This window comes from Paenarthrobacter sp. TYUT067 (assembly GCF_023656375.1).
In the GTDB taxonomy this organism is placed as follows: Bacteria; Actinomycetota; Actinomycetes; order Actinomycetales; family Micrococcaceae; genus Arthrobacter.
The window spans coordinates 126423-151784 of sequence record NZ_JAMOIT010000001.1 but is presented as its reverse complement, the minus strand read 5'-3'; the positions used below and the strand labels follow the sequence as shown (position 1 = coordinate 151784).

At 62.8% G+C, this 25362-nt stretch carries 22 protein-coding genes and 1 tRNA gene; 5 read left to right on the top strand and 18 right to left on the bottom strand.

Annotation, left to right across the window (positions count from 1 at the left end; genetic code table 11):
- The first annotated feature begins 175 nt into the window (after positions 1–175).
- Both MOD31_RS00645 and MOD31_RS00640 read left to right on the top strand, forming a co-directional pair.
- Complete coding sequence (locus MOD31_RS00645; protein WP_142936617.1) at positions 176–1042, top strand: winged helix-turn-helix domain-containing protein; 867 nt, start codon at positions 176–178, stop codon at positions 1040–1042.
- A gap of 175 nt (positions 1043–1217) precedes the next feature.
- Complete coding sequence (locus tag MOD31_RS00640; RefSeq protein ID WP_142936616.1) at positions 1218–1742, top strand: histidine phosphatase family protein; 525 nt, start codon at positions 1218–1220, stop codon at positions 1740–1742.
- Between the two features lie 61 nt (positions 1743–1803).
- Here the strand turns inward: MOD31_RS00640 and MOD31_RS00635 are convergent, their stop codons facing one another.
- On the bottom strand, positions 1804–2721 hold the full coding sequence (locus MOD31_RS00635) for a LysR family transcriptional regulator (protein ID WP_166842898.1): 918 nt from the start codon (positions 2719–2721) through the stop codon (positions 1804–1806).
- A 21-nt stretch (positions 2722–2742) separates the two neighbouring features.
- Here MOD31_RS00635 and MOD31_RS00630 point away from each other — a divergent pair, with 21 nt between their 5' ends.
- Positions 2743–3708 carry an EamA family transporter gene (locus tag MOD31_RS00630; protein ID WP_250819596.1) on the top strand — a complete coding sequence of 322 codons (966 nt, stop codon included), beginning with the start codon at positions 2743–2745 and terminating at the stop codon, positions 3706–3708.
- Positions 3709–3759: 51 nt separating this feature from the next.
- Here MOD31_RS00630 and MOD31_RS00625 read toward each other — a convergent pair whose 3' ends face one another.
- The 12 genes from MOD31_RS00625 to MOD31_RS00570 all read right to left on the bottom strand — a co-directional run bounded on the left by MOD31_RS00625 (position 3760) and on the right by MOD31_RS00570 (position 18130).
- A complete protein-coding gene (locus tag MOD31_RS00625) occupies positions 3760–4449 on the bottom strand; it encodes a hypothetical protein (RefSeq protein WP_250819595.1) in 690 nt (229 codons plus the stop codon).
- 147 nt (positions 4450–4596) lie between these two features.
- Positions 4597–5256, bottom strand: coding sequence for a TetR/AcrR family transcriptional regulator (locus tag MOD31_RS00620; protein ID WP_250819594.1), 660 nt, complete (start codon positions 5254–5256; stop codon positions 4597–4599).
- Positions 5253–7289: a YhgE/Pip domain-containing protein gene (locus tag MOD31_RS00615; RefSeq protein WP_250819593.1), complete on the bottom strand. Its 2037-nt coding sequence runs from the start codon at positions 7287–7289 to the stop codon at positions 5253–5255. Before MOD31_RS00615 ends, MOD31_RS00620 begins: the two co-directional genes overlap by 4 nt.
- Positions 7286–8107: an ABC transporter ATP-binding protein gene (locus tag MOD31_RS00610; protein ID WP_223941804.1), complete on the bottom strand. Its 822-nt coding sequence runs from the start codon at positions 8105–8107 to the stop codon at positions 7286–7288. The genes MOD31_RS00615 and MOD31_RS00610 overlap by 4 nt, the downstream gene beginning before the upstream one ends.
- 71 nt (positions 8108–8178) lie before the next feature.
- Entirely contained in the window at positions 8179–9636 is a 1458-nt protein-coding gene (locus tag MOD31_RS00605) for an NAD(P)/FAD-dependent oxidoreductase (RefSeq protein ID WP_250819592.1), read from the bottom strand.
- 219 nt (positions 9637–9855) lie between these two features.
- A complete protein-coding gene (locus MOD31_RS00600) occupies positions 9856–10542 on the bottom strand; it encodes an N-acetylmannosamine-6-phosphate 2-epimerase (protein WP_250819591.1) in 687 nt (228 codons plus the stop codon).
- A 22-nt stretch (positions 10543–10564) separates the two neighbouring features.
- Complete coding sequence (locus tag MOD31_RS00595) at positions 10565–11542, bottom strand: ROK family protein (RefSeq protein ID WP_250819685.1); 978 nt, start codon at positions 11540–11542, stop codon at positions 10565–10567.
- Between the two features lie 18 nt (positions 11543–11560).
- Positions 11561–12478: a dihydrodipicolinate synthase family protein gene (locus tag MOD31_RS00590; RefSeq protein ID WP_250819590.1), complete on the bottom strand. Its 918-nt coding sequence runs from the start codon at positions 12476–12478 to the stop codon at positions 11561–11563.
- Between the two features lie 37 nt (positions 12479–12515).
- The gene (locus MOD31_RS00585; RefSeq protein WP_142936606.1) at positions 12516–13322 is read right to left on the bottom strand and encodes an ATP-binding cassette domain-containing protein; all 807 of its coding nucleotides are present in this window, start codon (positions 13320–13322) and stop codon (positions 12516–12518) included.
- Positions 13319–15439, bottom strand: a complete 2121-nt coding sequence (locus MOD31_RS00580; protein ID WP_250819589.1) for a dipeptide/oligopeptide/nickel ABC transporter permease/ATP-binding protein — start codon at positions 15437–15439, stop codon at positions 13319–13321. Before MOD31_RS00580 ends, MOD31_RS00585 begins: the two co-directional genes overlap by 4 nt.
- Positions 15440–15442: 3 nt before the next feature.
- On the bottom strand, positions 15443–16399 hold the full coding sequence (locus tag MOD31_RS00575; protein WP_165450133.1) for an ABC transporter permease: 957 nt from the start codon (positions 16397–16399) through the stop codon (positions 15443–15445).
- A 93-nt stretch (positions 16400–16492) separates the two neighbouring features.
- Positions 16493–18130 (bottom strand): ABC transporter substrate-binding protein, encoded by a 1638-nt coding sequence (locus MOD31_RS00570; protein WP_250819588.1) that lies wholly within the window; start codon positions 18128–18130, stop codon positions 16493–16495.
- A 273-nt stretch (positions 18131–18403) separates the two neighbouring features.
- Here MOD31_RS00570 and MOD31_RS00565 point away from each other — a divergent pair, with 273 nt between their 5' ends.
- The gene (locus MOD31_RS00565; protein ID WP_250819587.1) at positions 18404–19132 is read left to right on the top strand and encodes a FadR/GntR family transcriptional regulator; all 729 of its coding nucleotides are present in this window, start codon (positions 18404–18406) and stop codon (positions 19130–19132) included.
- Between the two features lie 151 nt (positions 19133–19283).
- On the opposite strand, the gene MOD31_RS00560 is transcribed toward MOD31_RS00565, so the two are convergent.
- Positions 19284–19357 (bottom strand) — tRNA-Arg (locus MOD31_RS00560).
- Positions 19358–19641: 284 nt separating this feature from the next.
- On the opposite strand from MOD31_RS00560, the gene MOD31_RS00555 reads away from it, so the two are divergent.
- Positions 19642–21468 (top strand): phosphoenolpyruvate carboxykinase (GTP), encoded by a 1827-nt coding sequence (locus MOD31_RS00555; protein ID WP_142936602.1) that lies wholly within the window; start codon positions 19642–19644, stop codon positions 21466–21468.
- Positions 21469–21606: 138 nt separating this feature from the next.
- Here the strand turns inward: MOD31_RS00555 and MOD31_RS00550 are convergent, their stop codons facing one another.
- The 4 genes from MOD31_RS00550 to MOD31_RS00535 form a co-directional block, all read right to left on the bottom strand.
- Positions 21607–22764 carry a globin domain-containing protein gene (locus MOD31_RS00550; RefSeq protein WP_142936601.1) on the bottom strand — a complete coding sequence of 386 codons (1158 nt, stop codon included), beginning with the start codon at positions 22762–22764 and terminating at the stop codon, positions 21607–21609.
- 171 nt (positions 22765–22935) lie between these two features.
- Entirely contained in the window at positions 22936–23406 is a 471-nt protein-coding gene (locus MOD31_RS00545) for an Rrf2 family transcriptional regulator (RefSeq protein WP_142936600.1), read from the bottom strand.
- 22 nt (positions 23407–23428) lie between these two features.
- A complete protein-coding gene (locus MOD31_RS00540; protein WP_142936599.1) occupies positions 23429–23884 on the bottom strand; it encodes a hypothetical protein in 456 nt (151 codons plus the stop codon).
- A gap of 8 nt (positions 23885–23892) precedes the next feature.
- The gene (locus tag MOD31_RS00535; RefSeq protein ID WP_142936598.1) at positions 23893–25311 is read right to left on the bottom strand and encodes a phosphomannomutase/phosphoglucomutase; all 1419 of its coding nucleotides are present in this window, start codon (positions 25309–25311) and stop codon (positions 23893–23895) included.
- Positions 25312–25362 lie beyond the last annotated feature (51 nt).

Below are 25362 nucleotides of genomic sequence, written 5' to 3'. Positions count from 1 at the left end.
AACCCGCTGGCCATGATGACCGCTGTTGTCGAATGCAAGCCTAACTTTCCACCCCAAGAAGTTTCAGGCATTCGCCCCCTAGCCCAGCGTTGGGCGCCCCTCCCCAAACTCATTGCGGGGACAATCAGCATTCGAAGCCGCGATGACGGCTATTCACTTTTGAGGTAAGCACTCCATGTCAGTTGCATCTGGATACGTCCACATCTCCGTCCGTAACGCCAACAAGGCAGCGTCAAACGCAGGCCTTCGCCCCGGCTTCGGCAGCCGACCCGGCTACTCTCCGGCTCCCCAGGGCGCAGGTCAGCAGGCCCCCGGCTATGTGCCCCAGGGCTACAACCCCAACTCCTACGGCCAGTTGCGCGCAGTCCCCACGGCAGAGCCGGCACCCATGACTGCACCCACTCCTGTGATTGCCCAGTCGGACAAACTCCGCCCCGTCGCCAACGACAACGTGGCCCGCGGATTTGTCCTGTACATGGGTATTGACGAAGAAACTGCTGCCGCTGCAGGAACATCCATCGCCAAGCTCGCCCAGGAAATCCGGGCCTACGCCCAGTCCCTCGTGACCGGCGCGGAAAGCTATGCCGCCGTCGCAGTGGCCCCCGCCGGGGCACCCGGGTCAGCCCTCGACGTCGTGCGTTCCACGTTCGGTGACCCCACTGTTGCCGCACGCCAGCGCACCGAAGCTGCCCGTCCGGCGCCGCAGCAGGAATCCCGTCCGTCCGGCGTGCTGATTGACCTCGCCCGCCGCGAAGTGCACCTGGATGGCGAATCGCTGAACCTGACGTTCAAGGAATTCGAACTCCTCAACTACCTCGTCGAAAACGGCACCCGCACCGTGGGCCGCGACGAACTGCTTGAGGGACTATGGCGCAACGCCGAAGAGGTACCCAACGAGCGCACCATCGACGTCCACATCCGGCGTCTCCGCTCCAAGCTCGGCCGCCTCGCCAACACGGTCCGCACGGTCCGCGGCCAGGGCTACCGTTTCTACGAGCACCCCGAAGTTATTGTTTGGGCCGCTCCGGAATACTCGATCTAAGCACCACGCAGCCCAGGAGAGTACTGGCCTCGGCGGGCGCCGGCGCTGCGTGCGGTCCTGACCCTCATTGATCTGCCAACAGCCCTTGGTCAACCACATCAGGTTGACCAAGGGCTGTTCTTTTCCCAAAGAAGGTCAGGAAGCCACGGGGGCCTGCGGCGGATAGGGTTGGGTTATGAGTGACCATCACATTAAGCGCCTGGTGATCATGCGGCATGCCAAGGCTGATTGGCCTACCGGCGTGCCTGATCATGAGCGCCCCTTGGAGGAGCGCGGGCACCGGGAGGCTCCGCTGGCCGGCAAATGGTTGCTCCAGCAGGGCGTGGTGCCTGACTTCATTCTGTGCTCGTCAGCATTAAGAACCCGCCAGACCTGCACCTGGGTGTGCGACGAACTGGGCGACAAAGCACCGACGCCCAAACTTGAGGACGGCCTGTACTCCGCCTCGGCCAACCGCATGTTGACGGTCATCAACCACGTCCCGGACACTGTGACCACACTGATGGTGATCTCGCATATGCCTGGAGTCCAGGATCTGGCTATGCACTTGGCCTCCCGCGACTCTGACCACGACGCCTATATGGATGCCGCCACCAGGTACCCAACCAGTGCGTTGACGGTGATGGAAACGGAAAAATCGTGGGCTGAGCTGGACGGGCAGGACGCCCGGCTCACGCACTTCGCGGTTCCCCGCAAGTAGGTCCTGCGAAATAGCCGCTACGCCTTCGCCGTGCCCACTGTGTGGCCGTGATCGCTCCTGGTCACCCCTGTGGCAGGGGAAGTCCGCCCGCGACTTCGCGAAGCATTCGCACCGCCGTTCGGATGTTGGGGCTGGCGGTCATCGTCTTCCGGTACACCACGCCCACGGACCGTTGCTGCACTGGGTTGATCACCGGGATGGCAACCACGCCGGCGGGAAGCGGTGGCCTGCCGAGCCTGGGAACGAGTGCCACGGCCACGCCTTGTTCCACCATGGCGATGTGGGTGGAGAAGTCGGGATCGTAAACGCGGATATCGGGGACCTTGCCCAGCCCGGCAAAGATCTGCAGCAATGCTTCGTTGCAGATGGCTCCTGCCGGGGTGCTGATCCAGGTTTCGTTGAGTAGGTCTTCACGCTCGACGGCGGCACTTCCGGATAGTGGGTGGGTGCTGTTGACGAGGACATCGGCTTGGTCGATGCAGAGGTCCTCAAGCACCAGGTTCTCCGGGATCACCAAGGGCACCGAGTTCCAGTTATGGACAACCGCGAGTTCCGCTTCGCCTGATGCCACTCTTTGTACAGCCTCGCGGGGATCCTCGGCCAGCACGGTGATGTCCAACGCGGAGTGGGCGGTGGCCATGCGCCCCAGCATCGGTCCCACCAGGCCTCGGCAGGCTGTGGAAAACGCAACGAGCCTCAGGAGGCCTGAAGGTTTCGCGGGATCGGCCAGCAGTGTGGCCTGGAGTTCTTCGAGCTCGCCCATGATCCGCCTGCCATAGCCCGCCAAAGCCAGGCCGCGTTCCGTGAGAAGCACCCCGCGGCCATTGCGTTCCAGCACGGTGACGCCGGTCTGCTTCTCAAGTTTCTTGATTTGCTGCGAAATGGCTGAAGGGCTGAAACCCATGACGTCCGACGCCGCCACAACTGAGCCGTGCTGTTCCACGGCCACCAAGGCCCTCAGGGAGGAAATGTCGATCATGAAGCAAATCTACGCTGTTCCATGTTGAATTCAACGCTGGTGCTTCAACCAAAAGAAGGCCAGAGTGTACGTGTGAACCTTCGCCACTCCGCCCTTGCCGTGGTAGTTGCTGTCCTGTGGGGCATCAACTTCGTCGCGATAGACCTCGGCCTGCACACCAACGGCAGGGAAGTCCCGCCGCTGCTCTTCGTCGCCATGCGCTTCCTGCTGGTGGTCTTTCCCTTCATCCTGTTCATCCGCAAACCGGACGTCGGCTGGAAGGCGATTGTCGGCGTCGGGCTCTTCATGAGTGCCGGCCAATTCGGCCTCCTGTACTTGGGCATGGCCTTGGGGATGCCCGCAGGTTTGGCGTCCTTGGTACTTCAGGCGCAGGTTCTGTTCACCATTTTGCTGGCGGCGAGGTTCCTCGGTGAGAAGCCGAGCCGCCGCCAATTGACGGGCGTGGCTCTGGGTATCGCAGGCTTGGCAATAGTGGCGGTGGGGCGCAGCGCCGTGGCGCCGGTGCTTCCGCTCATGATTGTCCTGGCCGCGGCGTTGTCCTGGGCGGTCGGCAACGTGGTGGCCCGGCATTCCAAAGCCGCCTCCGGGTTGGGCCTGGTGGTGTGGTCCGGTGCGGTGGTGCCGGTCCCGTTGGCTGGTTTGTCGCTGCTGGTGGACGGACCGGGCATCGTGTGGGCCACTCCCACCGACCTGCAGCCCGCCACTCTCCTGAGCGCCATCTATACGGCCGTGTTCGCGTCCCTGATTGGCTACGGCATCTGGAACCGGCTGTTGTCGCTGTACCCGAGTTCCGACGTCGTGCCTTTCACGCTGTTGGTCCCTGTGGTGGGGATGACGGCCGCGTGGCTTGTTTTGAACGAGATTCCCACACTGACCGAGATCCTCGGCGGGCTGATCCTCCTTCTGGGAGTTGCCACCGCCGTCCTGGGTGCCGGACGCAAAATCCGCCCGGAAACTCCCGTTGTGAGGCCCGCTCTGCGCCTATAGATCCCGCGTAAGCAAGCAGAGCGGGCCCCGCGACGCACGTTCGGAGGTGCGTTAGCGCTTCGGGGCCGGCTTGCGCTGGGCAGAAGCGCTCGACGCCGGCCGCTTGGCTGACGTTGTTGGCGTACGCGGTGCGGGGCGCTTGACTGCAGGAGCCTTGGTTGCAGTGGGTGGCCTTGGGGACGAACCAGCCGGACGTTTGGCAGGTGTGGCCGGACGGGAGGCTGGTTTGCGGGGCGCCGGGGTTCGCTTCACCGGCGTCGAGGGGCGTTTGTGAGGCGCCGCAGCCCGCGAACCAAACGACGGCACCACTGCTCCGAGGAACAGCACCGCCAGCGTTCCGATGCCGGCTGCCACGGCCAAGTAGAAATAGATGTCCGAGTCTTGGGTGCTGGCCGGGATGGCCGGGCCGCCCAGTGCACCACTGCCGGCTGGAGCACCGCCGGCTTGAGCACCGCCGGCGGGAGCACTGCCCAGCGCAGCGGCGTCCTGGCTAAATGCGATGCCCCACATCCGCAAGAACGCAATGCTGCACCCGATGAACAAGCTGGTGCCCACTGCGCCGAGCAGGATCACCAGATAGCGTCGGCGGTTGAACACTTGGATCAGGGACGCCAGGTAGCAGATCAGCACGGAGCCCAGGAACAGGTACAACACCAGTTCCTCCAGCACTACTGCGGCCAGCACTAACAGCCCGAGCGAGACGAACGCGGACACCACCGCAAGCTTCCCGCTGTTCCCCATGTGACGCATGAGGTTAATCATCGCCGACCAAGTGGCCACGCCACGCCGCTTCAGATTCCAATTGCGTACCGTTGCGAGGCCTCCTCTGCAGGGTTCGCGCGGGTTTAGGCCTGCAGAGCGGGCCTCACAACGCCAGGAGAGGCAGCGTTACTTGATGACGTACCCGTGCATGATGGTCATCACGGCCGCAACGCTTTGCTCGCGGGTGCGTTCCGGGTTGTACGTCTGCCGGTCCAGTCCCACCACGAAGATGGCCCCGAATATCGCTGCCTCCAAAGAACCCCGTGCAATCGATTCGTCCACTTTGTAACCCGCCGCAACGCTCTCCACAGCCGAGCCAATCACGGCCAGAAGTTCACCCCGGAGCTCGGCAAACACGGCACTCCACTCCCCGGGAGTGCGCCAGTTTTCGCTGACCCACAGCCGGGCGAAGGAGGGGTAGTCGTCCATGAACTCCATGGCCTGCCCCACCATGTTGGTCATGGACTCCAGGGGGTCGTTGCTGTTGCCCCGAACGTCCTGCAGCCGGACCAGCATGATGTCCACACCGTGCCGCAGCAACTGTGCGATCAGATCGGATTTGCTGCCAAAGTTGTAATAGACCGTTCCCTTGGACACCCCCGCAGCGGCCGCGATCTCATCCACGGTGACCCCCGCAGCGCCGCGCTCGCCGATCAGCTCCATGGAGGCCTCGAACAGGCGCTGCTTGGTGGCGTTGGTGCGGCCGGGACGTAGTTTTTTCCCGGCAGGGCCTGATTCGCCTCCCTGGGACTCGGCGGCGGAAGGGACCGGCTCGGTGGTGCTCATACTGCAATCTCCGGCTTCAGCGTCTTGAGGGTCCACATCTTGTGCTTGCGGACGGCGAGCGTTGACAGTGCCGCTCCCAGCAAAGTGTATCCAAGCAGACCCAGTACGGTGGGCCAGATCATGCTGAGCTCACCACCGTAGATCAGGTGTCGCATGCCGGTGACCACGTATCCCATGGGCAGGACCTCATGCACAACATGGAGCGGCATGGGGGTGGTCTGCCACGGGAACGTTCCGCCCGAGGAAACGAGCTGCAGCACCAACAGGATTAGAACCACGAACTTTCCGGGAGTTCCCATGAGCGCCACGATGCCCTGAATGATCGCGCTGAACGCCATTACGGCCGCCAGCATGAACAGCCACATTCCGATGGGATGCGCGGGGTTGAGGCCCAGGCCGAGATCAACCACCAGGGTGAGGATGGTGGCTTGCAGCACCGAGACGACGAAGAACGGCAGCCAGCCTCCGACGGCGATTTTCCAGGCGGGGGCGTTCGAGGCCAAGGCCCGTTGGGTGATGGGCCGCATGGCCTGGACCAGCATGAACACGCCGATCCAGAGGGCCAGGGTCAGGAAGAAGGGTGCCAGCCCGGCGCCATAGGATCCGGCCTTGGCCTGGGACACGTTGTCCACGGCCACCGGGTCCGCGATCACCTTGGACACACTGTTCTTTTGCTCATCGTTGGGGTTGGGGATGTCTCCTGCGCCCTTCGCAAGCTCGGTGGCCAGGGTATGTGACCCATCGGATGCGGTCACTGCGCCGCTGGCGAGCTGGCCTGCACCGTCGTCCAGTTGGTGGGCACCGTCGTCGAGCTTGGCAGCGCCGTCCAAGGCGGTCTGCTGCCCGGCGGCCAACGTTGATGCGCCCGCGTTCAGCTGCCCGGCTCCGTCTGCGGCCTTCGAGATCGCGTCGGTCAGCGCTGGTGTGGCGGCGGCGAGCTTGGCTGCGCCTGCGCTCACAGCGGCTGAACCGTCGGAGAGCTGCTGGATTTTGGCGGCGTCCCCGGAAATCTTTGCCTTCGCATCGGTGACGGGGCCCGACGCTGCTGCGGAGTCAAAGTCGGCCAACACCTTGTCGGCCTGCTCCTGCGTCAGCACACCGGCCGTGACCAGCCGCGCGTTCGATTCCACCACGCGGTTGCGGAGGCCCTTATCTGCCGCTTCGAGCTGCCCGACGACGTCCTGGACTTTCGCGTTCAGCTCGGCGTTTCCGGCGGCTACTTGGGCGGCGCCATCAGCGAGTTTCTGCGAATCAGCTGGAAGGGTAGCGGTCTTGTTCCTGAGCTCCGTGAGGCCGGAACTGAGCTGGCCGGCACCGGTGTTCAGCTGTACGGCTCCATCGCGCAACTGGGTCTGCCCGGCCACGAGTTGGTCCGCCCCGGTAACCAGCTGGGTGGTGCCGGTGTGCAGTGTCGCGGCGCCGTCACTGAGTTTGCCAACGCCCGTGGCCAGCTCCGTGGCGCCGTCGGCGGCCTTCACAATGGAGGCGTGGATGGTGCCGAAGCCCGTGAGGAGCTGGTTGGCGGTTTCCTCGCCCACTTCCTTGGCCACCGTTGAATGCACGGCCGTTGTGAGCTTGTCCACGATGGTGCTCAGCAAGTAGTTGTTGGCATCGTTGGTGGTGACGTGCAGCATGGCCTGGTTGGCGGCGTCGAAACTCCCGGGGGAGACCAGGTTGGAGGAGAAATCCTTGGGGATGCGCAGGGCGAAGGCGTACTCACCCGTGCGAACGCCAGCATCTGCATCCTCGGCGCTGGACACCTGCTTCCAGTTGAAAACGTGGCCCTCAACCAGGCTGTCTGCCACCTTTTTGCCGGCCTGGAGTTCCGTGCCGTCTTTTGAGGTGGCACCCGTGTCTTCAACCACCAAGGCGGCGTCGATCTGGTTCAGGTTGCCGTACGGATCCCAGTTCGCGTAAAGGTACACGGCACCGTACAGCAACGGGACCATGGTCAGGGCGAGGATGGTCAGCTTGGGCAGGAGCCCGCCGGTCATGCGCTTGAGTTCGGAGCGGGCCAGCCGCAGAACAGTCACTTTGCAGTCCTTTGAAGGTTTTCGGATTCAGTGTGGGCAGCGGGTTTGAGGGCTGCGGATGTTTCGGGTGCCGGTTCGGCCGCGTGCTTGGCCTTGGGTTCGTCCGCTGTTTGGGGTTCGACGGCGGTTGCCGGCTCGGGCCGGGTGGCCTGCGGTGCGGCGGGCGTGGGTTCCACCTCCGGTTCAGGGGGATGCGTCACTGAGTTTCCGATCACCGCAGCGGCTCCGGTCCAGTTCTCCGGGAGGGCACCCACGACGGCGACGACGGCAAGCGGCCGCCCGGCGTCGGACGCCAATGCCTGAAGCCGGGGCAACCAAGCCGCGGGATCGGCACTGTGGCGGTCAGGGGAGTCCACTACAAGGAGGTCCGTGGCTGGATCAGCCAAGGCCAGCGCGGTGAGGAGTTCCAAGCGGCGGGCGGCCGGAATTTGTTCTATCCAGAGGCCGGCGATGTCTTCAAAGCTGTTGACCTTCAGCCACGGTTTACTCAGCAGTGCGCCGCGGTATCGCCGGGGAATCAGGGAGAGGTCCTCGGTGACGAGGTCGCGGACGCTGAGGTGTTGCTCGGGTTCGTTGACGCCGGGAGAGTCCACCAAGGCGCTGGCGAGGCGGATCTTCTTGGTCTTGGTGGTGTTGTCCCAGCTGAGGACGCCGTTGCTTGGCTTCATGCGGCCGCTCAAAGCCAACGCCAAAGCTGTCCGCTGGTCCTGGCCCTCTCCGGCGACGAGCAGGAGTTCGCCGCGGCGGACTTGAAGTGACGTTGCCGGGAGGAGATCGTCCCGGCGGCCGTTGATCTGAAGTTGCTGTACGGACAGCACAATGAAGCCTTTCGCAGAAATGGTGTCTGCTGAAAGTCTAACTAAACTGACTGGTCAGTTCAAATAGAAATTTAGAGCCCGTACTTTTCCAGGAGCCGCAGCCAAACCTCGCTGATGGTGGGGTAGGAAGGAACGGCATGCCACAGCCGGTCCAACGGCACCTCGCCCACGATCGCAATGGTTGCGGAATGAAGGAGTTCCGCAACGCCCGGACCCACGAAAGTAGCTCCCAGGATGACCTTCCTGTCCTCATGAACCACTATCTGGGCCCAGCCTTTGTAGTCGGGGGAGTGCAACTGCGAGCCGGAAACGTTGATGGGGAGTTCCACGCCCGTGACATTCTTGCCCTGCAGCAGGGCCTGCTCCAGGCTCGGGCCAACCGAGGCAACCTCAGGATCTGTAAACACCACGCTCGGAACTGCGTGGTCGTTTGCCGTGTGGGCCCACGGGCTCCACGGTTTGGGTGTCCCGACGAGTTTGCCGTTAGCCCTTGCGACGATTGCGTCACCGGTTGCACGCGCCTCATATTTACCCTGATGGGTCAGGAGCACCTTGCCGGCCGCGTCCCCGGCGGCGTAAAGCCACAGTCCGCTGGTGCCATCGCTGGCAGGGCCTTCCACCAAGCCGCTGGCATCCGTTGTGAGTCGAAGGGGTTTGCTGTCCTGTGCTTCAACGCCAACATTTTCCAGGCCCAGATTGGCCAGGGCGGGGTGCCGCCCGGAGGCAACCAGGACTTTATCGGCCGTGAGCGACTTGCCGTCGAACCTGACTGTCACGGAGCCGTCGTCGTTCTCCTCCGTTTTCTCCACGTCGGTGTGGACATGAACAGCCACCCCGTCGGCGCGAAGCCCGGCCAGCACCAGGTTGGCGGCTTCCTCCGGATAGCTGCTCAGTAGTCGACCGCGGGCGATGAGGGTGACGTCCGAGCCGAGGCGCGCGAACGCCTGCGCCATCTCCACCCCTGCCACACCACCACCCAGGACCACAAAGCGCTTTGGGGCTTCCTTGGCCGCCGTGGCGCCGCGGGTAGTCCAGAAAGGTACGTCGCTCAGGCCGTCAATGTCCGGGATGGTGGGAGTTGACCCCGTAGCGACCACCACGGCATGGTGGGCTTTGAGCGCGTAACTGTTGCCATCGAGTCCATCCACCTGGACCTCGCGGGGACCAGTAATTCGGCCCCTGCCACGGATCAACTCGATCCCGGCGCTGTCCAGCCATTCAACCTGGCTGCCGTCCTGCCAATTATTGGTGAACCAGTCCCTGTGCTTAAGGGCAGCCCCGGCATCCACGGTTCCAGTAATCGCCTCTTTGGCTCCGGGCACCACTTGGGCGGCGTGGAGCACGTTACCCGGACGGAGGAGCGCCTTGGAAGGGATGCAAGCCCAGTAGGAACACTCGCCGCCCACTAGCTCGCTCTCGATGATCACCGCCGTCAGCCCGCCACGGACCACACGGTCCGCCACGTTTTCTCCAACGGCGCCCGCGCCGATCACGATTACATCGAATTCCCGGGAGCTCTCGGCAGTCATGGGGAAAGCCTACAACCGCTCCCTGCGCGTTGTGAGGCCCGTTCTGCAGGGTTTGCGTGGGGTTTAGGGCGCAGAGCAGGCCTCGCAACGTAGGGCTCTTGGTTTGTGAGGCCCGTTCTGCAGGGTTTGCGTGGGGTTTAGGGTGCAGAGCAGGCCTCGCAACGTAGGGCTCTTGGTTTGTGAGGCCCGCTTTGCAGGGTTTGCGTGGGGTTTGCAGGGCTACGCGTGCATCGCGCCCTTGAACCAGCCCGTAATCGACGCCGGGTGAGTGATAGCCGTGCCAACAACCACGGCAAAGGCACCCGCCTCGAGGGCTTGGCGGGCGTGGGCCGGGGTATGAATGCGGCCCTCCGCGATGAGTGGCTTGCCCAGGTCCGCAGACGCGATCTGCTCCAGAAGCTCCAGGTCCGGACCGTCAGTCTTGGCGCGCTCGCCGGTGTAGCCGGACAACGTGGTGCCAATGAGGTCCGCACCCGCTTCGACCGCCGCCACTGCGTCATCGAACGAACCACAATCGGCCATCACCAGCGCATGGGATTCTGCATTGATACCGGCAACAGTGGCGGCCAAGGACAACCCATCCGGACGGGCCCGGCGCGTTCCATCGATCGCCACCACATGAGCCCCGGCATTGGCAACGGCCAAGGCATGGCGAAGGGTGGGGGTGATGAAAACGCCGTTGTGCCCGTCCTTCCAAAGACCAATGACAGGAACCTCGACGGTGGCGCGCGTGAACTGCACGTCGGCCAACCCTTGGACGCGGATCGCCGCAGCGCCTCCGATGACGGCGGATGCCGCTACTTGGCCCGTGGTGCGGGGATCGCGCATGGGCTCGCCGGGGTAGGCCTGGCAGGAGACGATGAGCTGGGAACGGAGGGCTTCGAGGTTTTTGGGGGTGAGAATCATGGTGTCTGCCTTTATTTACGGACTACTGAAGGACGAGTTTCGCGGCGCCAACAATGGCAGCGGTGTTGCCGAGGCGTGCCCGAACAACGGGCACAGAAACCAGCGGCGTCAGCAGTTCTTTGCGCAGGGCCGTTTCCATGGGCTTCCACCAGAGCTCGCCGGCATCGGCCAGCCCACCGGAAATCACCACGGTTTCGGGGTCGAGGATGTTGATGAGCCCGCCTACGGCCTGGCCAGCGGCGGAAGTGCCGATATCGATGGCGCGCAAGGCGGCGGTGCGGTCACCAGCGGTGGTAGCGCCAGCACCGCCGTCGTGAGCTGAAGCGGCCAGAGCGAACACGCCACGAGTGTCCAAAACCTCACTGGAAGAACCGCCAAACCGCAGGAAGGCCTCATACATCGCGGGGCCTGAAGCTATGGCCTCGACGTGCCCGGCCGAACCGCAAACACAAGGCAACGGAAGACCATCGGAAACCGCCAAAGGCGAGGCGAAATGCCCCACGTGCCCGCCAACAAAACGGTGCCCCAGAACAGGCGAACCATCCAGCACGAAGCTCCCGCCCACGCCGGTCCCGAACGCCACCATGAGCGAACTTGAGGATCCGGCAGCCGCGCCGAGCCAGGCTTCACCGAGGGCATGGGCGTGAACGTCATTGACGGCCCGCACGGAGGTGGCTGGAAGCGAAAGACGGGATGAAAGCCCCGAAACAAGCGAAGTCCCTGCCCAGCCTTGAATCGCGTCGGTCGCAGACACCACGGTCCCAGCAACAGCGTCAATGACCCCAGCGGAGCCGACGCCGACGCCGGAGACTGACATTCCGGCGTCGGCAGCGCGCTCCACCAAACCCGTGATCAGCGCAGCGGTGGCATCGAGGATCGCTTCGCCGCCGGCCCGGTTCAACGTCGGAATGGTCTCCGACATCAATACCTCGCCAGAAGGGGCAACAACCCCGGCGGCGGTCTTGGTGCCGCCGAGGTCAACGCCGATCACGTGGGTCATGGAAGCCGTCATGGAAGCTTAGACCAGCCCGTTCCGCTCCAGAATTTCGCGGATCGCGGCAGTCTCGGAATCGTTCAAGGACAGCATCGGCGAGCTCATGGTGTTGGACTCGATCACGCCCATCACCTGCAGCGCGGTCTTGAACGCACCCAGACCAGCGGCTCCGCCGGACACGCGTCCGTTGGGGGCGTAGACGATCTCGAAGACGTCGGCCAGGCGGTCCTGCTCGCGGGCCGCACCAGCCCAGTCGCCGGCTTGTGCAGCGTCGAACAGGCGGCGGTACCCGGCCGGATCCACATTGCCGAGGCCGGGAACAACACCCTGCGCGCCGCCCAGGAGCGCACCGTCCACCACAACCTCGTGACCGGTGAAGATGTCGAAGTTGGGGATGTCGTTGGCGGCGAGGAGCAGTTGGCGGAAGGATACGTCGTCGCCCGAGGAGTCCTTGACACCGGCAATGACGCCGTCGCGGCCGAGGCGGACCAAAAGGTCGGTGGGCAGTTTGAAGTGCGTGCGGACCGGAACGTCGTAGGCGAAGATGGGCTTCTCGATGGCGGCGTGGATGCTGCGGAAGTGCGTTTCGGTCTCCGCGGCGTTGCCGATGGCGTAGTACATGGACGTGACCACGATCGCGTCAGCGCCGAGGTCAACCACCTTGCGGGCTTCCTCGATCACGCGGTGGGTGGTCTGCTCGTTGGCGCCCACGATCAGCGGGACTGCTCCGGCGTTGGCGTCGGCGATGGTGGAGACCACCAGCTCACGCTCATCGTTGGTGAGGTAGGGGACTTCGCCGGAGGAGCCCAGGACGAAGAGGCCGGACACACCGCCGTCGATCAGGTGCTTGGTGACGTTTTTCAGCGACGCGGTGTCGATGCTGCCGTCTGCGTGGCGGGGGGTGATGACCGGGGGGATGACGCCCTGGAACTGAGTGGACACAGAATTCTCCGTTGTTTGTAGCTTGTGAGGGGAAAAACTAGATGTGAAGCAGGCTGGGCGCGGCGCCCAGCAGCTTCTTGGTGTAGTCGTTGCTCGGGTTGTCGAAGACCTGCGCGGCTGAGCCTTGTTCGACGATCTTGCCGAAGTACATGACGCAGATACGGTCCGAGACATAGCGGACGGTCTGGATGTCGTGCGAGATGAACACCATGCCCAGGTTCAGCTGGGTTTTCAGGTCGGACAGAAGGTTCAGGACCTGCGCACGGACGGAGACGTCCAGCGCCGACGTCGGCTCGTCGGCCACGATGATGTCCGGGTCCAAAGCCAACGCGCGGGCGATCGCCACGCGCTGGCGCTGGCCGCCGGAAACCTGCGACGGCGTCACTTCGGCTGCCGATTGCGGCAAGCCAACCAGGGCCAAGAGTTCCTTGACCTTGGCGGCGCGGGAAGCAGCGTTGCCGATCCCATGAATCTGAAGGGGATCAGTGAGGATGTCCTGGATGGTCATGCGGGGGTTCAGTGCCGTCGCCGGGTCCTGGAAGACCACGGAGACGGAGCGGCCAAACTGCTTGCGCATGGCCGCGTTCCGCTTGATGGCCGGCTTTCCGTGGAACAAAACCTTGCCCGACGTCGGCGGCTGAAGTCCCACGAGGACCGAAGCAAGCGTGGACTTGCCGCAGCCGGACTCACCCACGATGCCCACGGTTTCGCCGCGGCTGATGGTGAAGTCCACGCCGTCCACGGCCTTGACGATGTTCGGACGGAACAGGCCACCGGTCCGTGCATGGTGGTAGACCTTGACGTCCTTGAGCTCGATGACGGGCTTGCCGGTTGATTCACTCATTTCGCATCCTCCTTCAGATGGCTCGCCCAGTAGTGGTCGGCATCGTCACCGTTCGCCGAGGAAACCGAAGAGACGGCGGTGAGGACCAGTTTCTGGTGGGGATCGGCGTCGGGTCGCAGTGAGCGGGCCGCGAAGCGGTCGCCCGTGGCGAAGTCCCGCGGGGACGGAACAGTGCCGGGGATCTGGTGGAGGCGAACAGCGTCGGCCTCGATGGACAGCACCGCACCGAGGAGGCCACGGGTGTACTCGTGCTTGGGGTTCTGAAGAAGCTCGGAAGCCCGTGCGGATTCCACCACTTGGCCGGCGTACATCACCGTGATGCGGTGTGCCAGCGAGGCCACCAGGGCGAGGTCGTGGCTGACGAAAACCATGGCGAAGCCGAGTTGTTCACGCAGTTCGTTGAGAAGGTCCACAACCTGCTTCTGGACAGTGACGTCCAGGGCGGTGGTGGGCTCATCTGCAACAACGATCTTGGGCGAACGGGACAGGGCCATAGCGATCAGCACGCGTTGGCGCTGGCCGCCGGAGAGCTCGTGCGGGTAGCTGGCGAGGGTCCGCACTGGATCCAGTTTCACCATTTCCAGCAACTCTGCGGGCGTCTTGCGGCCGCCGCGCTTAGTGAGCTGCTCCATCTGGTCCTTGATTTTCATGGACGGGTTCAGGGAGCTCAACGCGTCCTGGTAGACCATGGCGATCTGTTCACCCCGGAGGCCCTCGTAGGCCTTCGGGTTGCTGTGCTTGGTGGCGGAGTCCAGGAGCTCCTTGCCATCGAACTTGATGGAGCCGGTGACTTGGGCAGTCTTGGGCAGCAGCCCCATCACGGCCAGGGAAGTGATGGACTTGCCACAACCGGATTCGCCCACCAGGCCCATGGTTTCGCCCTCGCGGACGGTGAAGGAGACGTTGTCCACGATCGCGATGTCGCCAAAGCGGCCCGGGAAGCGGATGGACAGGTTCTTCACTTCCAGCACGTTGCGCGCTTCCGGGGATACCTGGGGAAGACGGTCCGTGCGCTTGGCTTCGATGGATGCCAGGAGTTCCAGTTCGCGGTCCAGGAGGAGGTGCGGGTTGGCGGCGGCCAGCTTCATGTCGGTGAGGACGGCTGAGGCGCCGGCCCCGGAAGTGACGCCGTCAGCGGAAGCCGCCATGACGCCGTCGAGCTCGTGTGCCTCAACCACGGAAGGTTGGGCAATGGAGGTGGCAACCTCGGTGTCCACGGCCACGGCGGCAGTAGAGCCGTCGTCGTCCTTTACTACAGGCGCGCGGCGCAGTTTCGGATTCACCATGGCGTCGGTAAGGCCCTCGGCCAGGATGTTCAGTGACAGTACGGTCAGCAGGATGGTGAGGCCGGCGAAGGTAGTGGCCCACCAGCCGCCGGACAGGACCAGGTTGCGGCCGTAGGAGATCACGTTGCCCCAGGAAGGAGCGGGGTCCTGCACGCCGGCGCCCAGGAAGGACAGCGAGGCTTCGAGGATGATGGCGTCGGCCACCATGACAGTGGCGAACACCAGCACGGGGGCGGCGGTGTTGCGGACGATGTGCTTGACCAGGATGTAGAAGCGGCCGGCTCCGATCACGCGCTCGGCACGGACGTAGTCTTCGCCGTACTGTGCCAGCACGTTGGCACGGACCACGCGGGCCAGCTGGGGGGTGTAAATGATGGCGATCGCGATGATGATGGTGGGCACCGAGTTACCGAACGCTGCCAACAGCACGGCTGCCAGGGCGATGCCGGGGAATGCCATGAGGATGTCCATGAGCCGCATGATGATCTCGTTCACGGACTTGCTGGAGGTGGCCGCGAACGAACCGAGGAGCGCTCCGGCCAAGATGGCCAGGGCAACAGCGCCCAGACCGATCATCAGCGACGACTGTGCGCCAAACAGGAGCCGGGAGAAGATGTCACGGCCCAGGCGGTCGGTGCCAAAGAAGTGTTCGGCGCCGGGCGGCGTGGCCGGGATGAAGGTCTCCAGAGGATCGTGCGGTGCGATGACCGGCGCGAAAATTGCTGCCAGGACAATCATGATGAGGAAGAGCAGGGCGATACGGGAGCCCCAGGGCAGGGCCTTGAAACGAATGCCCGGGGCACTTAGCCGTTCTGCGAGCTTGCTGCGCATGAGCTATACCGTCCTGATTCGGGGGTTGATGAGCAGGTAGAGGAGGTCCACCACAATGTTCACCAGAACAAAGGTGACCGAGATGGTGAGCACCACGCCCTGGACAAGGTTGACGTCCAGGTTGGTGATGCCGTTGAGGATCAGTTGGCCCATGCCGGGCAGGGCGAAAATCATTTCAATCACGACGGCGCCGCCCAGCAAGTAGCCGACGCGAAGTCCCAGCACGGTCACCGGGGTGACGAGCGCGTTGCGGAGGACGTTCTTGGAGACCACCTCGCGGTAGGGGACACCGTTGCCGATGGCGGTGCGGACGTAGTCGCGGTCCAGTTCTTCAACCATCGAGGTGCGGACCACGCGGATCAGGGACGCTGACACAGGAATACCAAGCGCGAGTGCCGGGAGGGCCATCGAGTTGAGCCAACCGCCAAAGCCGGATTCCGGCGTCGCAATTCCGCCTGAGGGGAACATCGGGTTCTCGCCCAGAGCGAACCACTGGATGAGCAGGATGCCGAGCCAGAATGACGGCGTGGCGATCGCGGCGATGGAGAAGACGCGGACCAGCTGGTCCTGCCATTTGTCGCGGTACAGGGCGCCCATGATGCCGAAGGCCAGGGAGAGCACGATCGCGATGAGAACGCCAAGGAAGGTGAGTTGGAGGGTCAGCGGGAACGCCGAGGCGATCATGGACGCCACCGACTTTGCCGGTGGTGTGGTGACGCCGAGGTCGAACTGCAGGAGCTTGCCGAGGAATCGGAAGTACTGCAGGACCAGGGGGTCGTTCAGGCCATTGTCCTGGCGGTACTGCTGCTTGGCTTCTTCGCTGGCGCCATCGCCGAGGGCGGAGCTTGCCTGATCGCCGGGAGCGGCCTGCAGGACGAGGAAGACGAGCAACGTAATGCCCAGGATCATCAATGGCAATGCTGCAAGTCTGCGGCCTAGCAAACGCAATATGGTGACCAATGTATTCTCCGGTTGATCTGGTTGGGAGGCCCGCTCTGCAGGGTTTTTGGGGGTTAAACCCTGCAGAGCGGGCCTCACAACGCGAAGGGTTGCTTAGGCTGTGCGTCCGACGTCAACGAAGGACAAGCCGGTGGTGGGCAGGGGCTGGAAGCCGTTGAGCTTCTTTTCATCCCATGCGCTGGGCAATTGGCGGTGGAAGACCGGGTACAGGGGAACTTCGTCCGAAACCATGTCCACGATTTCACTCACGATCTTCTTGGCTTCCTCACCTGAAGCCTGCGAGCCCTTGTTCATGAGCTCCTGCAGCTTGGTACGCTCCGGCGTGGTCCAGAAGGCGCGCTTGTCCATCCATGTTGCACCCGAGTAGAACCAGCTCAAGAGGAGGTCCGCGTCGTTACCGAAAACGGAGGGATCGCCGGGGGCTGCGACCACGGAGAAATCACCCTTGCCAACGCGGTCGCTGTACAAAGCGCCGGACTGGAGGCTCTTGACGGTGACCTTGACTCCAGGGATCTTGTTCCAGGATTCGAGGATCAGCGGCGCAACATCCTTGACCCAGGCGGTGTCCGTGGTGAGGAGTTCGAACTCGAGGGTGGTGACGCCTGCTTGCTTCAGCAGTTCCTCGGCCTTGGAAGTATCGAAGCCGTAGACGTTCTTGGCTTTGACGTAATCCGGGTGGCCTTCCTGGAAGTAGGACGTGGCAGCCTTGGCGTTGCCGAACAGGGCCTTCTTAATGATGGCTTCCTTGTCCATGCCGTAGTGCAGGGCCTGACGGACCAGCTTGTTGTCGAACGGTGCCTTGGCGCAGTTGAACATGAGGAACAGCAGGCCGAAGGACTGGACGGACTCCACCTTGACCTTGGACTTCAGCCCGTCAACGTCCAGGTAGGGTACGTCTTCGATCGCCTGGACGCGTCCGGACTGCACAGCGGTGACACGGGCGGCGGCATCGGAGAGCAACAACCAGTTCATCCCCTTGGCCAATGCCGGCTTGGGGCCGTTGTAATCAGCGAATGCTTCGAACACGATCTTGTCGTCCTTGACCGCCGAAACGAGCTTGTAGGGGCCGGAGCCCACTGGCTTGGCATCGAAGGCTTTCAGGTCGGTGGCCAGCGCCTTGGGCACAATCTTGACTACCGAGATGCGGGGCCCGAAGCCGGGGAAGGCGTACTTCAGAGTGAACTCAACCGTCTTCTCGTCCAGCGGCTTGACGTCCTGGATGAAGGGAATGAACTGGGAGAACAGGGACTTGTTGGCCGGATCCATCACGCGGGTGAAGGAGAAAGCGACGTCCTCGGTGGTGACGGGGGAGCCATCATGGAACTTGGCACCCTCGCGAATGGTCACCTGGTAGGTGGTGTCGTTGACCTTCTTGGGGTCTGCGGCAGCCAAAGCGTTGTACGGCTGACGCGTGGCGGGGTGCAGTTCGATGAGGCCTTCGAAGATGTGCAGGTTGGCGGCCATAGGGGTGGCGCCGGAGGAGCTCAGCGGGTCAAAACCCGTGGAGAGTGCGTAGGAAATGCCTGCCTCGATGATGAGGTCCTTGTTGACCGCAGCCGTGTTGGTGGTGGTGCCCGTGGTGGTGCTGGCAGCGCCGCCGCACGCAGAAAGGGTTGCCGTGAAGGCGGCTGCTGCACCAACTGCGCCGCTTAGCTTCAGGAAGTTCCGGCGGCTGGCGTCATTGACCAGCGGCAGGCTGTGGATCGTCTTGCTCATAGGGTGCCTCACCATTCGCGTTTCGTGGGTTATCGGATGTAGGACGTCCGATGCTCGTATGGAAACTGTAAGGGCGGTCACAACGGAACGTCAAGTGGGGGATTTCCGGCTGCGGCCGGTGCGGAAGGGAATTCTCAGGGAGGAATTCGGTAGCAACAGCTATCGGGGAGGTGGGACATCCGATATTGTATGCTGCGAGTAAGTCATTCTGCGGTGGGCACTAAGCTCGCCTCAATATTAACACCGCACCGCCTTCTCATAGGGTGGCGCATTGGCAAGGAGAGCGCCATGACAACTTCCGGTGTAGTTCCGCAAGCGCGGTTCAGTGCACAGGCCCGGCTGCGTGCTTTGCAGTCGGACATTATGGAATTGATCCTTGAGCGTGAGCTCGAGGCGGGCGATCCATTGCCCACGGAGAGCGAGCTTTCCGGAGCACTCGGCGTAGGGCGTAATACGCTCCGCGAATCCCTCAAAGTTCTTCAGGCGCTTGGTGTCATTGAAATCCGTCATGGCTTCGGCATGTTCGTAGCACCGAGTAACTTCGATGCCTTGGCCGACGGGCTGACCTTCCGGGGGCGCCTTTCACTCCGCCATCAAGGCCTTGAAGCCCTGCAACTGGTGGACGTGCGCCAAGCCCTGGAATCCGGGCTGATTGGCTCATCCATGGATGTCATGACCAAAGAGCAGCTCGCCTCCATTGAAGGAGCCGTGAAGCAGATGGAAGAACTCGCTGCCGCCGGCGAGAATTTTGTTGCCGCGGACGCTGAGTTCCACCGCCGGCTCTTCGAACCCCTGAACAACGAACTCCTGATCAACCTGATGGGCGTCTTCTGGAAGGTGTACCGGAAGATCCACGTGGAGATCGGACCGGGCAATGAGGACCTGGCGAAAACTGCCGCCATGCACCGCAGCATCTACGCCGCGGTCGCAGCCGGGGACAAAGTCTCGGCGTCCGAACTGCTCAATCGCCACTTCGATGGCATCCGTCGCCGCATCAGTGAAGCGGTGGGCGACTAACGGACTTAACCGCAAGGGCCGCCGTCGTACTTCTTTGAAAAGTACGACGGCGGCCCTTGCCGTTTCTGCGTTCGGGTCACCGGCCGCTTACTGAGGTCAGCCGGGCATAAAAAAAGACCCGCACAGGCGAACCGGTGCGGGTCTTCATCTGTGCGCCCAAAGGGATTCGAACCCCTGACCTTCTGTTCCGTAGACAGACGCTCTATCCAGCTGAGCTATGGGCGCATTTCGTGTGATTCTCGGCGGTCTGTTTCTCTGACCCCCTCGAACCTCAATAAACTTTACAGAAGTTCATGTGAAGTTCCAAATCGAAAAGCTGTAATCTGCGCAACTAGACCGGTCTAGGTGACCTTCGTCACTTAATTCTAGCCTTTTCGATCCTCAAACCCTGATTTCTAGCGGTTTTCGCCCTACGCCTCTGTGGATGTCCGATGTCTGACAGCGGATTGGTCTGGTCCGCGGCCCCTATCGTTTAGGACACACCACTGAACCCGAGGAAGGGAACCGCAATGGGCGATCTGGCGCGACTGCCGCTGCTTGAGAAGGCACCTACTACGCATGCACGCCTTCTGGCCTGGGTTGAGGAAGTTGCCGAGCTGACTCAGCCGGACCGCATCCACTGGGTTGATGGCAGCGAAGCAGAAAACAAGAAGCTCACCGACGAACTGGTCGAGGCCGGCACGCTGAAGCGTCTGAACCCGGAAACGTTCCCGAATTCCTTCGCGGCGTTCTCCGACCCCGCTGACGTTGCCCGTGTGGAAGAGCAAACCTTCATCTGCTCCGAGAACGAGCGCGATGCAGGCTTCACCAACAACTGGATGGCCCCGGCCGAAATGAAGCAGAAGCTGCGCGGACTGTTCGCCGGCTCCATGCGTGGCCGCACCATGTACGTCATTCCGTTCGTCATGGGCCACCTGGATGCCGAGGACCCGAAGTTTGGCGTCGAGATCACCGACTCCGCCTACGTTGTTGCCTCCATGCGCATCATGGCCCGAATCGGTACGGACGTCCTGGATCGCATCACGCAGACCGACGCTTTCTTCGTACCTGCCCTCCACTCACTGGGCGCCCCGCTGGAAGCCGGCCAGGAAGACGTTGCATGGCCGTGCAACACCGACAAGTGGATTGTGCACTTCCCGGAAGAGCGCTCCATCTGGTCCTTCGGATCGGGCTACGGCGGAAACGCCCTGCTGGGTAAGAAGTGCTACGCGCTGCGCATCGCCTCGGTGATGGCCCGCGACGAAGGCTGGCTGGCCGAGCACATGCTCATCCTCAAGCTGACCTCCCCGGAGCAGAAGACCTACTACATCTCCGCTGCCTTCCCGTCCGCTTGTGGCAAGACCAACCTCGCGTTGCTCGACCCCACCATCAAGGGCTGGAAGGTTGAGACCCTGGGTGACGACATCACCTGGATGCGCTTCGGCAAGGAGGGTGAGCTCCGCGCCGTCAACCCCGAGGCCGGCCTGTTCGGCGTCGCTCCCGGCACTGGCTGGGGCACCAACCCCAACGCCATGCGTGCCATCGCCAAGGGCAACAGCATCTTCACCAACGTGGCCCTGACTGACGACGGTGGCGTCTGGTGGGAAGGTATGACCGAGGAAACTCCGGCACACCTGACCGACTGGCGCGGTGAGTCCTGGACTCCGGACTCGGACAAGCCTGCCGCCCACCCGAACTCCCGATTCTGCACGCCGATTGACCAGATCGACATGCTGGCCGAAGAGTACTTCAGCCCCGAAGGCGTGGAGCTGTCCGCGATCCTGTTCGGCGGCCGCCGCAAGACCACCATTCCGCTGGTCACCGAGGCCCGCAACTGGTCCAACGGCATTTTCATGGGATCCACCCTGTCCTCCGAAACCACGGCTGCTGCCGCGGGTGCCGTTGGTGTGGTCCGCCGCGACCCCATGGCCATGCTGCCGTTCATCGGCTACGACGCAGGTGACTACCTGAACCACTGGGTGAACCTGTCTGCCAAGGCTAACCCGGAGCGGCTGCCCAAGATCTTCCTGGTCAACTGGTTCCGTCGCACGGCTGAAGGCGGCTTCGCCTGGCCTGGCTTCGGAGACAACGCCCGTGTGCTCAAGTGGGCCATCGAGCGCCTCGAAGGTAAGGCCGACGCCGTGGAGACCCCCATCGGCTTCGTGCCGACCGGCGAATCCATCGATCTTGAGGGCCTGGACATGACCCCGGCTGAGGTCGAGTCTGCCGTTCGCGTCGACCCCGAAGAGTGGGCAACCGAACTGGCGTCCATCGAGGAATGGTTCGCTAACTTCGGCGAATCCCTCCCGGCGGCGCTCCAGTCCGAGCTGGACGGTCTCAAGACCCGTCTGGGCTAGACCTCTTAGGAACAACGGCGTTCTTAAGTGAACGACGACGGGCCGTCACCTTTCGTATGAAAGGTGGCGGGCCGCCGTCGTGCTGTCAGGGAAGCCGTGCTGTCAGCCAAAGCCGTGCTGGGGCTTAGGCCGTGTGGCTTAGCTGGCGAGCCAAACGTCCGGACCGAACACTTCGTAATGAATGCGTGTGGCCGGAATCCCGGCGTCGATCGCTTCGTCGCGGATCTTCTTCATGAAGGGGAGCGGTCCGCAAAGATAAAGCGAAGCATCGGCGGGCATGTCCACTTCGCGCAGTGACATGAAACCCTGGGCGGCCGAGGCGTGCGGTGTTTCGAGCCAGAGTTTCAGATCAGCGTTGATGGTGGCGGCGTCAGCCTTCATCTGGCCGCTGAGTGCCCAGTTCTCCATAGTTTTCTCAGCATGAAGGACCAGGACCTGCCGGTCGGTGCCTGTTTGCGCGAGAGCCCGCAGGATTGACGCCGTGGGGGTGCAGCCAATGCCCGCCGATGCCAGAATGACCGGGCTATCTCCTTCTTTAAGGGTGATTTCGCCGTATGGGTTGGAGATCTCAAGGACGTCGCCAGGTTCGACGCCGGTGTGCAGGGCGGTGGATACCTCACCGCCGTCGTTCAGCTTAGTGGTGAAGACCCTGCGGGTGCCCGTGTCACCGGACAGTGAATATTGGCGCACTTGGCGGAGGCCGTCGGGAAGCTGGACCTTGACGCTGACGTACTGACCAGGTTTTGCCGCCGTCACCGGAGTTTGGTCGGCCGGTTCCAGGGTGAATGTCATGGCATCCGTGCCCGCAGGCTCCTTGCTGGTCACGCGCCAGGGCATCCACATTTTGTCATTGGCCTGAGCGGCGTAGAGATCCTTTTCAAGCTTGATCAGGGCATCTGCCATGAGCCAGTAGACCTCTGTCCATGCTTCCGCAATTTCCGGAGTGATGACCTCGGACAAGTCCGCGGCGATGGCTGCGAAGAGGTGCTCGTAGACCACTCCGTACTGATCCTCCGTGATCCCCAAGGATGCGTGCTTGTGGGCAATCCGGGAAAGTACCTTTTCGGGGAGTGTGTCCGGGTTATTGATGAGGTGGGTCGCGAAGGCCGCGATGCTTCCGGCGAGTGCCCGCTGCTGATCTCCTGAGCGCTGGTTGGATCGGCTGAAGAGTCCATCGAGCAATTCGGGGTGTGCTGCAAAGAGCCGATTGTAGAAATCGACGGTGATCGTGCCAATCCGTGAGCCGACCAAGGGCAAAGTAGCTTCGATGATGGGGCGGGACTTTTCCGAGAGCATGGTTCTCCTGGTGTAGGGGCCGGTAACCCGAGGGTATATAAGTATTTGTAATGCGTATATTTATATCTCAAGTTCTACACTGCGTAGAAGAGTTGTGCAAACTGGATTCTTTCCGCTCGGGCAGGCCGAAGCGGGACCTACGGGAAAGGGGCTTACCAGCCCCGTTACCAGCTACGGTTGCGTCGCCGGTGTCCTGAACTCCGGGCGCAATCCGATGGACTGGAACACCGGGATCATCTGGCGAGCATGGGGGAGGGAAGCAATGACCACGGAATCCAGCTCCGTGTAGAACGCTTCCCTGGCCCGGTTCATCGCATGCCGCAGGCCGCACTCATTGATAAGCGGGCAATTCTTGGTGGGGGATTGGCACTCCGCCGGATCCTGCCGGCTGTCCAAATGCCGAAGGACTTCGCCGACTGTGGCCCTCCGCCCCGACTCATTGAGCCGGGAGCCGCCCAACCGGCCCCGTTCAACGTCGATATAACCCAGTGCACGCAAGCGAACCATAGCCTTGCTGACATGGTTGTACGGCGTTCCCACGGCATCGGCCACCGCTTGGGTGGTCAGCAGTGTGCCCTCAGGGGCCGCGGCCAACACCATGATGGCGCGAAGGCTGACATCTGCGAAGGCGTTGATTTTCATGGGATCAGCTCACGGGTAAGGTCTAGTCCACCCAAATGGATGGTTCGTGGGTATCTGGCTCCATGGCGCTAAAAGCAAAACCGTCCACTGTGGGAACGTACGGAATTATTGCCGCACGGACTTCCCCGTCCCTGTGCTCGGCTGCACCATGAATGCCATCAGATCCATGATCCGGCAGGTTGACGTCACTCACAACAGCCACGGCCTTGAATTCGTCACGGCCCTGGCGCAGCAATCCCTGGATGTCGGCCAACATCTGACCGGCATCCACGTCGCCGTTTTCGTCCGGCTCGCCGGGGGCGATCATCACTAGCCGTAGCTCGTCGTCATTCGACAGCGTGACGCCGAACGGAAAGAAACCACCGTTCTGCTGGATGTGCTCCTGTGCTGTGCCTAATGCTGTGCCCAGCGTCTCGCGGAGTTCGCGGTCCTGGACCGACTCGTCGTCGCCGGCTGCGCTGGTGGGCTGTTCGCTCATGCTGGTGCCTAGGCCCGGACCAGAGCCAGGACGCGGTCGCGGATCTTTTCCATGGTTGCCTGATCCTTGGCTTCTGCATTCAGGCGCAGGAAGGGCTCCGTGTTGGACGGGCGGAGGTTGAACCACCAGCTGCCGTCCTTGGCTGTGAACGTGCTGCCGTCCATGTGGTCGATGTCGATGTCTTCGGTTTGGAAGTCGATGCGAACACGTTCGACTGCGCCGGCCTTGTCCTCGATCTCGGAGTTGATCTCACCGGAAGAGACGTAGGGCTCGTATTGGCGGCCGAGCTCCGAGAGCGGACCGTCTTGCTCACCCAAGGCGGCGAGGACGTGCATGGCGGCAAGCATGCCGGTGTCAGCGTTCCAGAAATCCCGGAAGTAGAAGTGTGCGGAGTGCTCCCCGCCGAACACGGCGCCTTCCTCGGCCATGACAGCCTTGATGAAGGAGTGTCCAACGCGGGTCCGCACGGCACGGCCTCCATCCTTGGCCACGAGCTCGGGCACGGCTTTGGAGGTGAGGAGGTTGTGGATGATCACCGGAGTCTCCTCACCCGCAGCCTGTGCGCGGGCGATCTCACGGCGTGCCACCATGCCGGTGATCGCAGACGGAGAAACGGGCTCGCCCTTCTCGTCAATGACAAAGCAGCGGTCCGCGTCGCCGTCGAACGCGAGGCCGATATCCGCGCCGTGCTTGACGACAGCGGCCTGCAGGTCGCGCAGGTTTTCCGGCTCCAAGGGGTTGGCCGGGTGGTTCGGGAACGAGCCATCGAGTTCAAAGTACAGGGGAACGATTTCGAAGGGCAGCGCCGGGAGGAGTTTGTCGCCGAGTACTGCCGGGGTGGTAAGGCCGGCCATGCCGTTGCCAGCATCCACCACGATCTTCAAGGGACGGGATCCGGAAAGGTCAACGAGCTTCCGCAGGTACTCGGAGTAGTCCTTCAGGACGTCGTGGACGCCGATCTCGCCGCGGGTGGCTGCCGCGGGGATAATGCCGGTATTCAGGTACTGCTCAGCAAGGGTCTGAATTTCCTTGAGCCCGCTCTCTGAAGAGATGGGCTGGGCACCGGCCTTGGACATCTTGATCCCGTTGTACGCGGCGGGGTTGTGACTGGCGGTAAACGTTGCGCCGGCAGCGTTCAAGGCCCCGCAAGCGTAGTAGAGCTCGTCGGTTGAGATGAGGTCCAGCAACTGAACGTTCGCGCCACGAGTGGCGGCACCATTGGCAAAGGCTTGGCTGAACTCAGGGGAGGAGGGGCGCATGTCGCCGCCAACCAGTACCGTTTCACCTTCCAAGCCCAGGACGTCGATGAAGGCAGCGCCGACGGCCTCGACGATTTCAGCCGTGATGGTTTCCCCCACGATGCCCCGGACGTCGTACGCCTTGAAGGAAGCCGAGAGGTCGAATGTCTTGTTCTGCTCGCTAGTCACGGGCTCAATCCTACTGTGGCAACGCAGTTCGGGTTGAACCTGCACACGGGA

Excerpts from the sequence above, each read along its gene's own strand:
- MOD31_RS00645 (WP_142936617.1), top strand. The coding sequence starts at position 176 with ATGTCAGTTGCATCTGGATACGTCCACATCTCCGTCCGTAACGCCAAC.
- MOD31_RS00640 (WP_142936616.1), top strand. The coding sequence starts at position 1,218 with ATGAGTGACCATCACATTAAGCGCCTGGTGATCATGCGGCATGCCAAG.
- MOD31_RS00635 (WP_166842898.1), bottom strand. The coding sequence starts at position 2,721 with ATGATCGACATTTCCTCCCTGAGGGCCTTGGTGGCCGTGGAACAGCAC.
- MOD31_RS00630 (WP_250819596.1), top strand. The coding sequence starts at position 2,743 with ATGTTGAATTCAACGCTGGTGCTTCAACCAAAAGAAGGCCAGAGTGTA.
- MOD31_RS00625 (WP_250819595.1), bottom strand. The coding sequence starts at position 4,449 with ATGGGGAACAGCGGGAAGCTTGCGGTGGTGTCCGCGTTCGTCTCGCTC.
- MOD31_RS00620 (WP_250819594.1), bottom strand. The coding sequence starts at position 5,256 with ATGAGCACCACCGAGCCGGTCCCTTCCGCCGCCGAGTCCCAGGGAGGC.
- MOD31_RS00605 (WP_250819592.1), bottom strand. The coding sequence starts at position 9,636 with ATGACTGCCGAGAGCTCCCGGGAATTCGATGTAATCGTGATCGGCGCG.
- MOD31_RS00600 (WP_250819591.1), bottom strand. The coding sequence starts at position 10,542 with ATGATTCTCACCCCCAAAAACCTCGAAGCCCTCCGTTCCCAGCTCATC.
- MOD31_RS00595 (WP_250819685.1), bottom strand. The coding sequence starts at position 11,542 with ATGACCCACGTGATCGGCGTTGACCTCGGCGGCACCAAGACCGCCGCC.
- MOD31_RS00585 (WP_142936606.1), bottom strand. The coding sequence starts at position 13,322 with ATGAGTGAATCAACCGGCAAGCCCGTCATCGAGCTCAAGGACGTCAAG.
- MOD31_RS00580 (WP_250819589.1), bottom strand. The coding sequence starts at position 15,439 with ATGCGCAGCAAGCTCGCAGAACGGCTAAGTGCCCCGGGCATTCGTTTC.
- MOD31_RS00570 (WP_250819588.1), bottom strand. The coding sequence starts at position 18,130 with ATGGTGAGGCACCCTATGAGCAAGACGATCCACAGCCTGCCGCTGGTC.
- MOD31_RS00565 (WP_250819587.1), top strand. The coding sequence starts at position 18,404 with ATGACAACTTCCGGTGTAGTTCCGCAAGCGCGGTTCAGTGCACAGGCC.
- MOD31_RS00555 (WP_142936602.1), top strand. The coding sequence starts at position 19,642 with ATGGGCGATCTGGCGCGACTGCCGCTGCTTGAGAAGGCACCTACTACG.
- MOD31_RS00550 (WP_142936601.1), bottom strand. The coding sequence starts at position 22,764 with ATGCTCTCGGAAAAGTCCCGCCCCATCATCGAAGCTACTTTGCCCTTG.
- MOD31_RS00545 (WP_142936600.1), bottom strand. The coding sequence starts at position 23,406 with ATGAAAATCAACGCCTTCGCAGATGTCAGCCTTCGCGCCATCATGGTG.
- MOD31_RS00540 (WP_142936599.1), bottom strand. The coding sequence starts at position 23,884 with ATGAGCGAACAGCCCACCAGCGCAGCCGGCGACGACGAGTCGGTCCAG.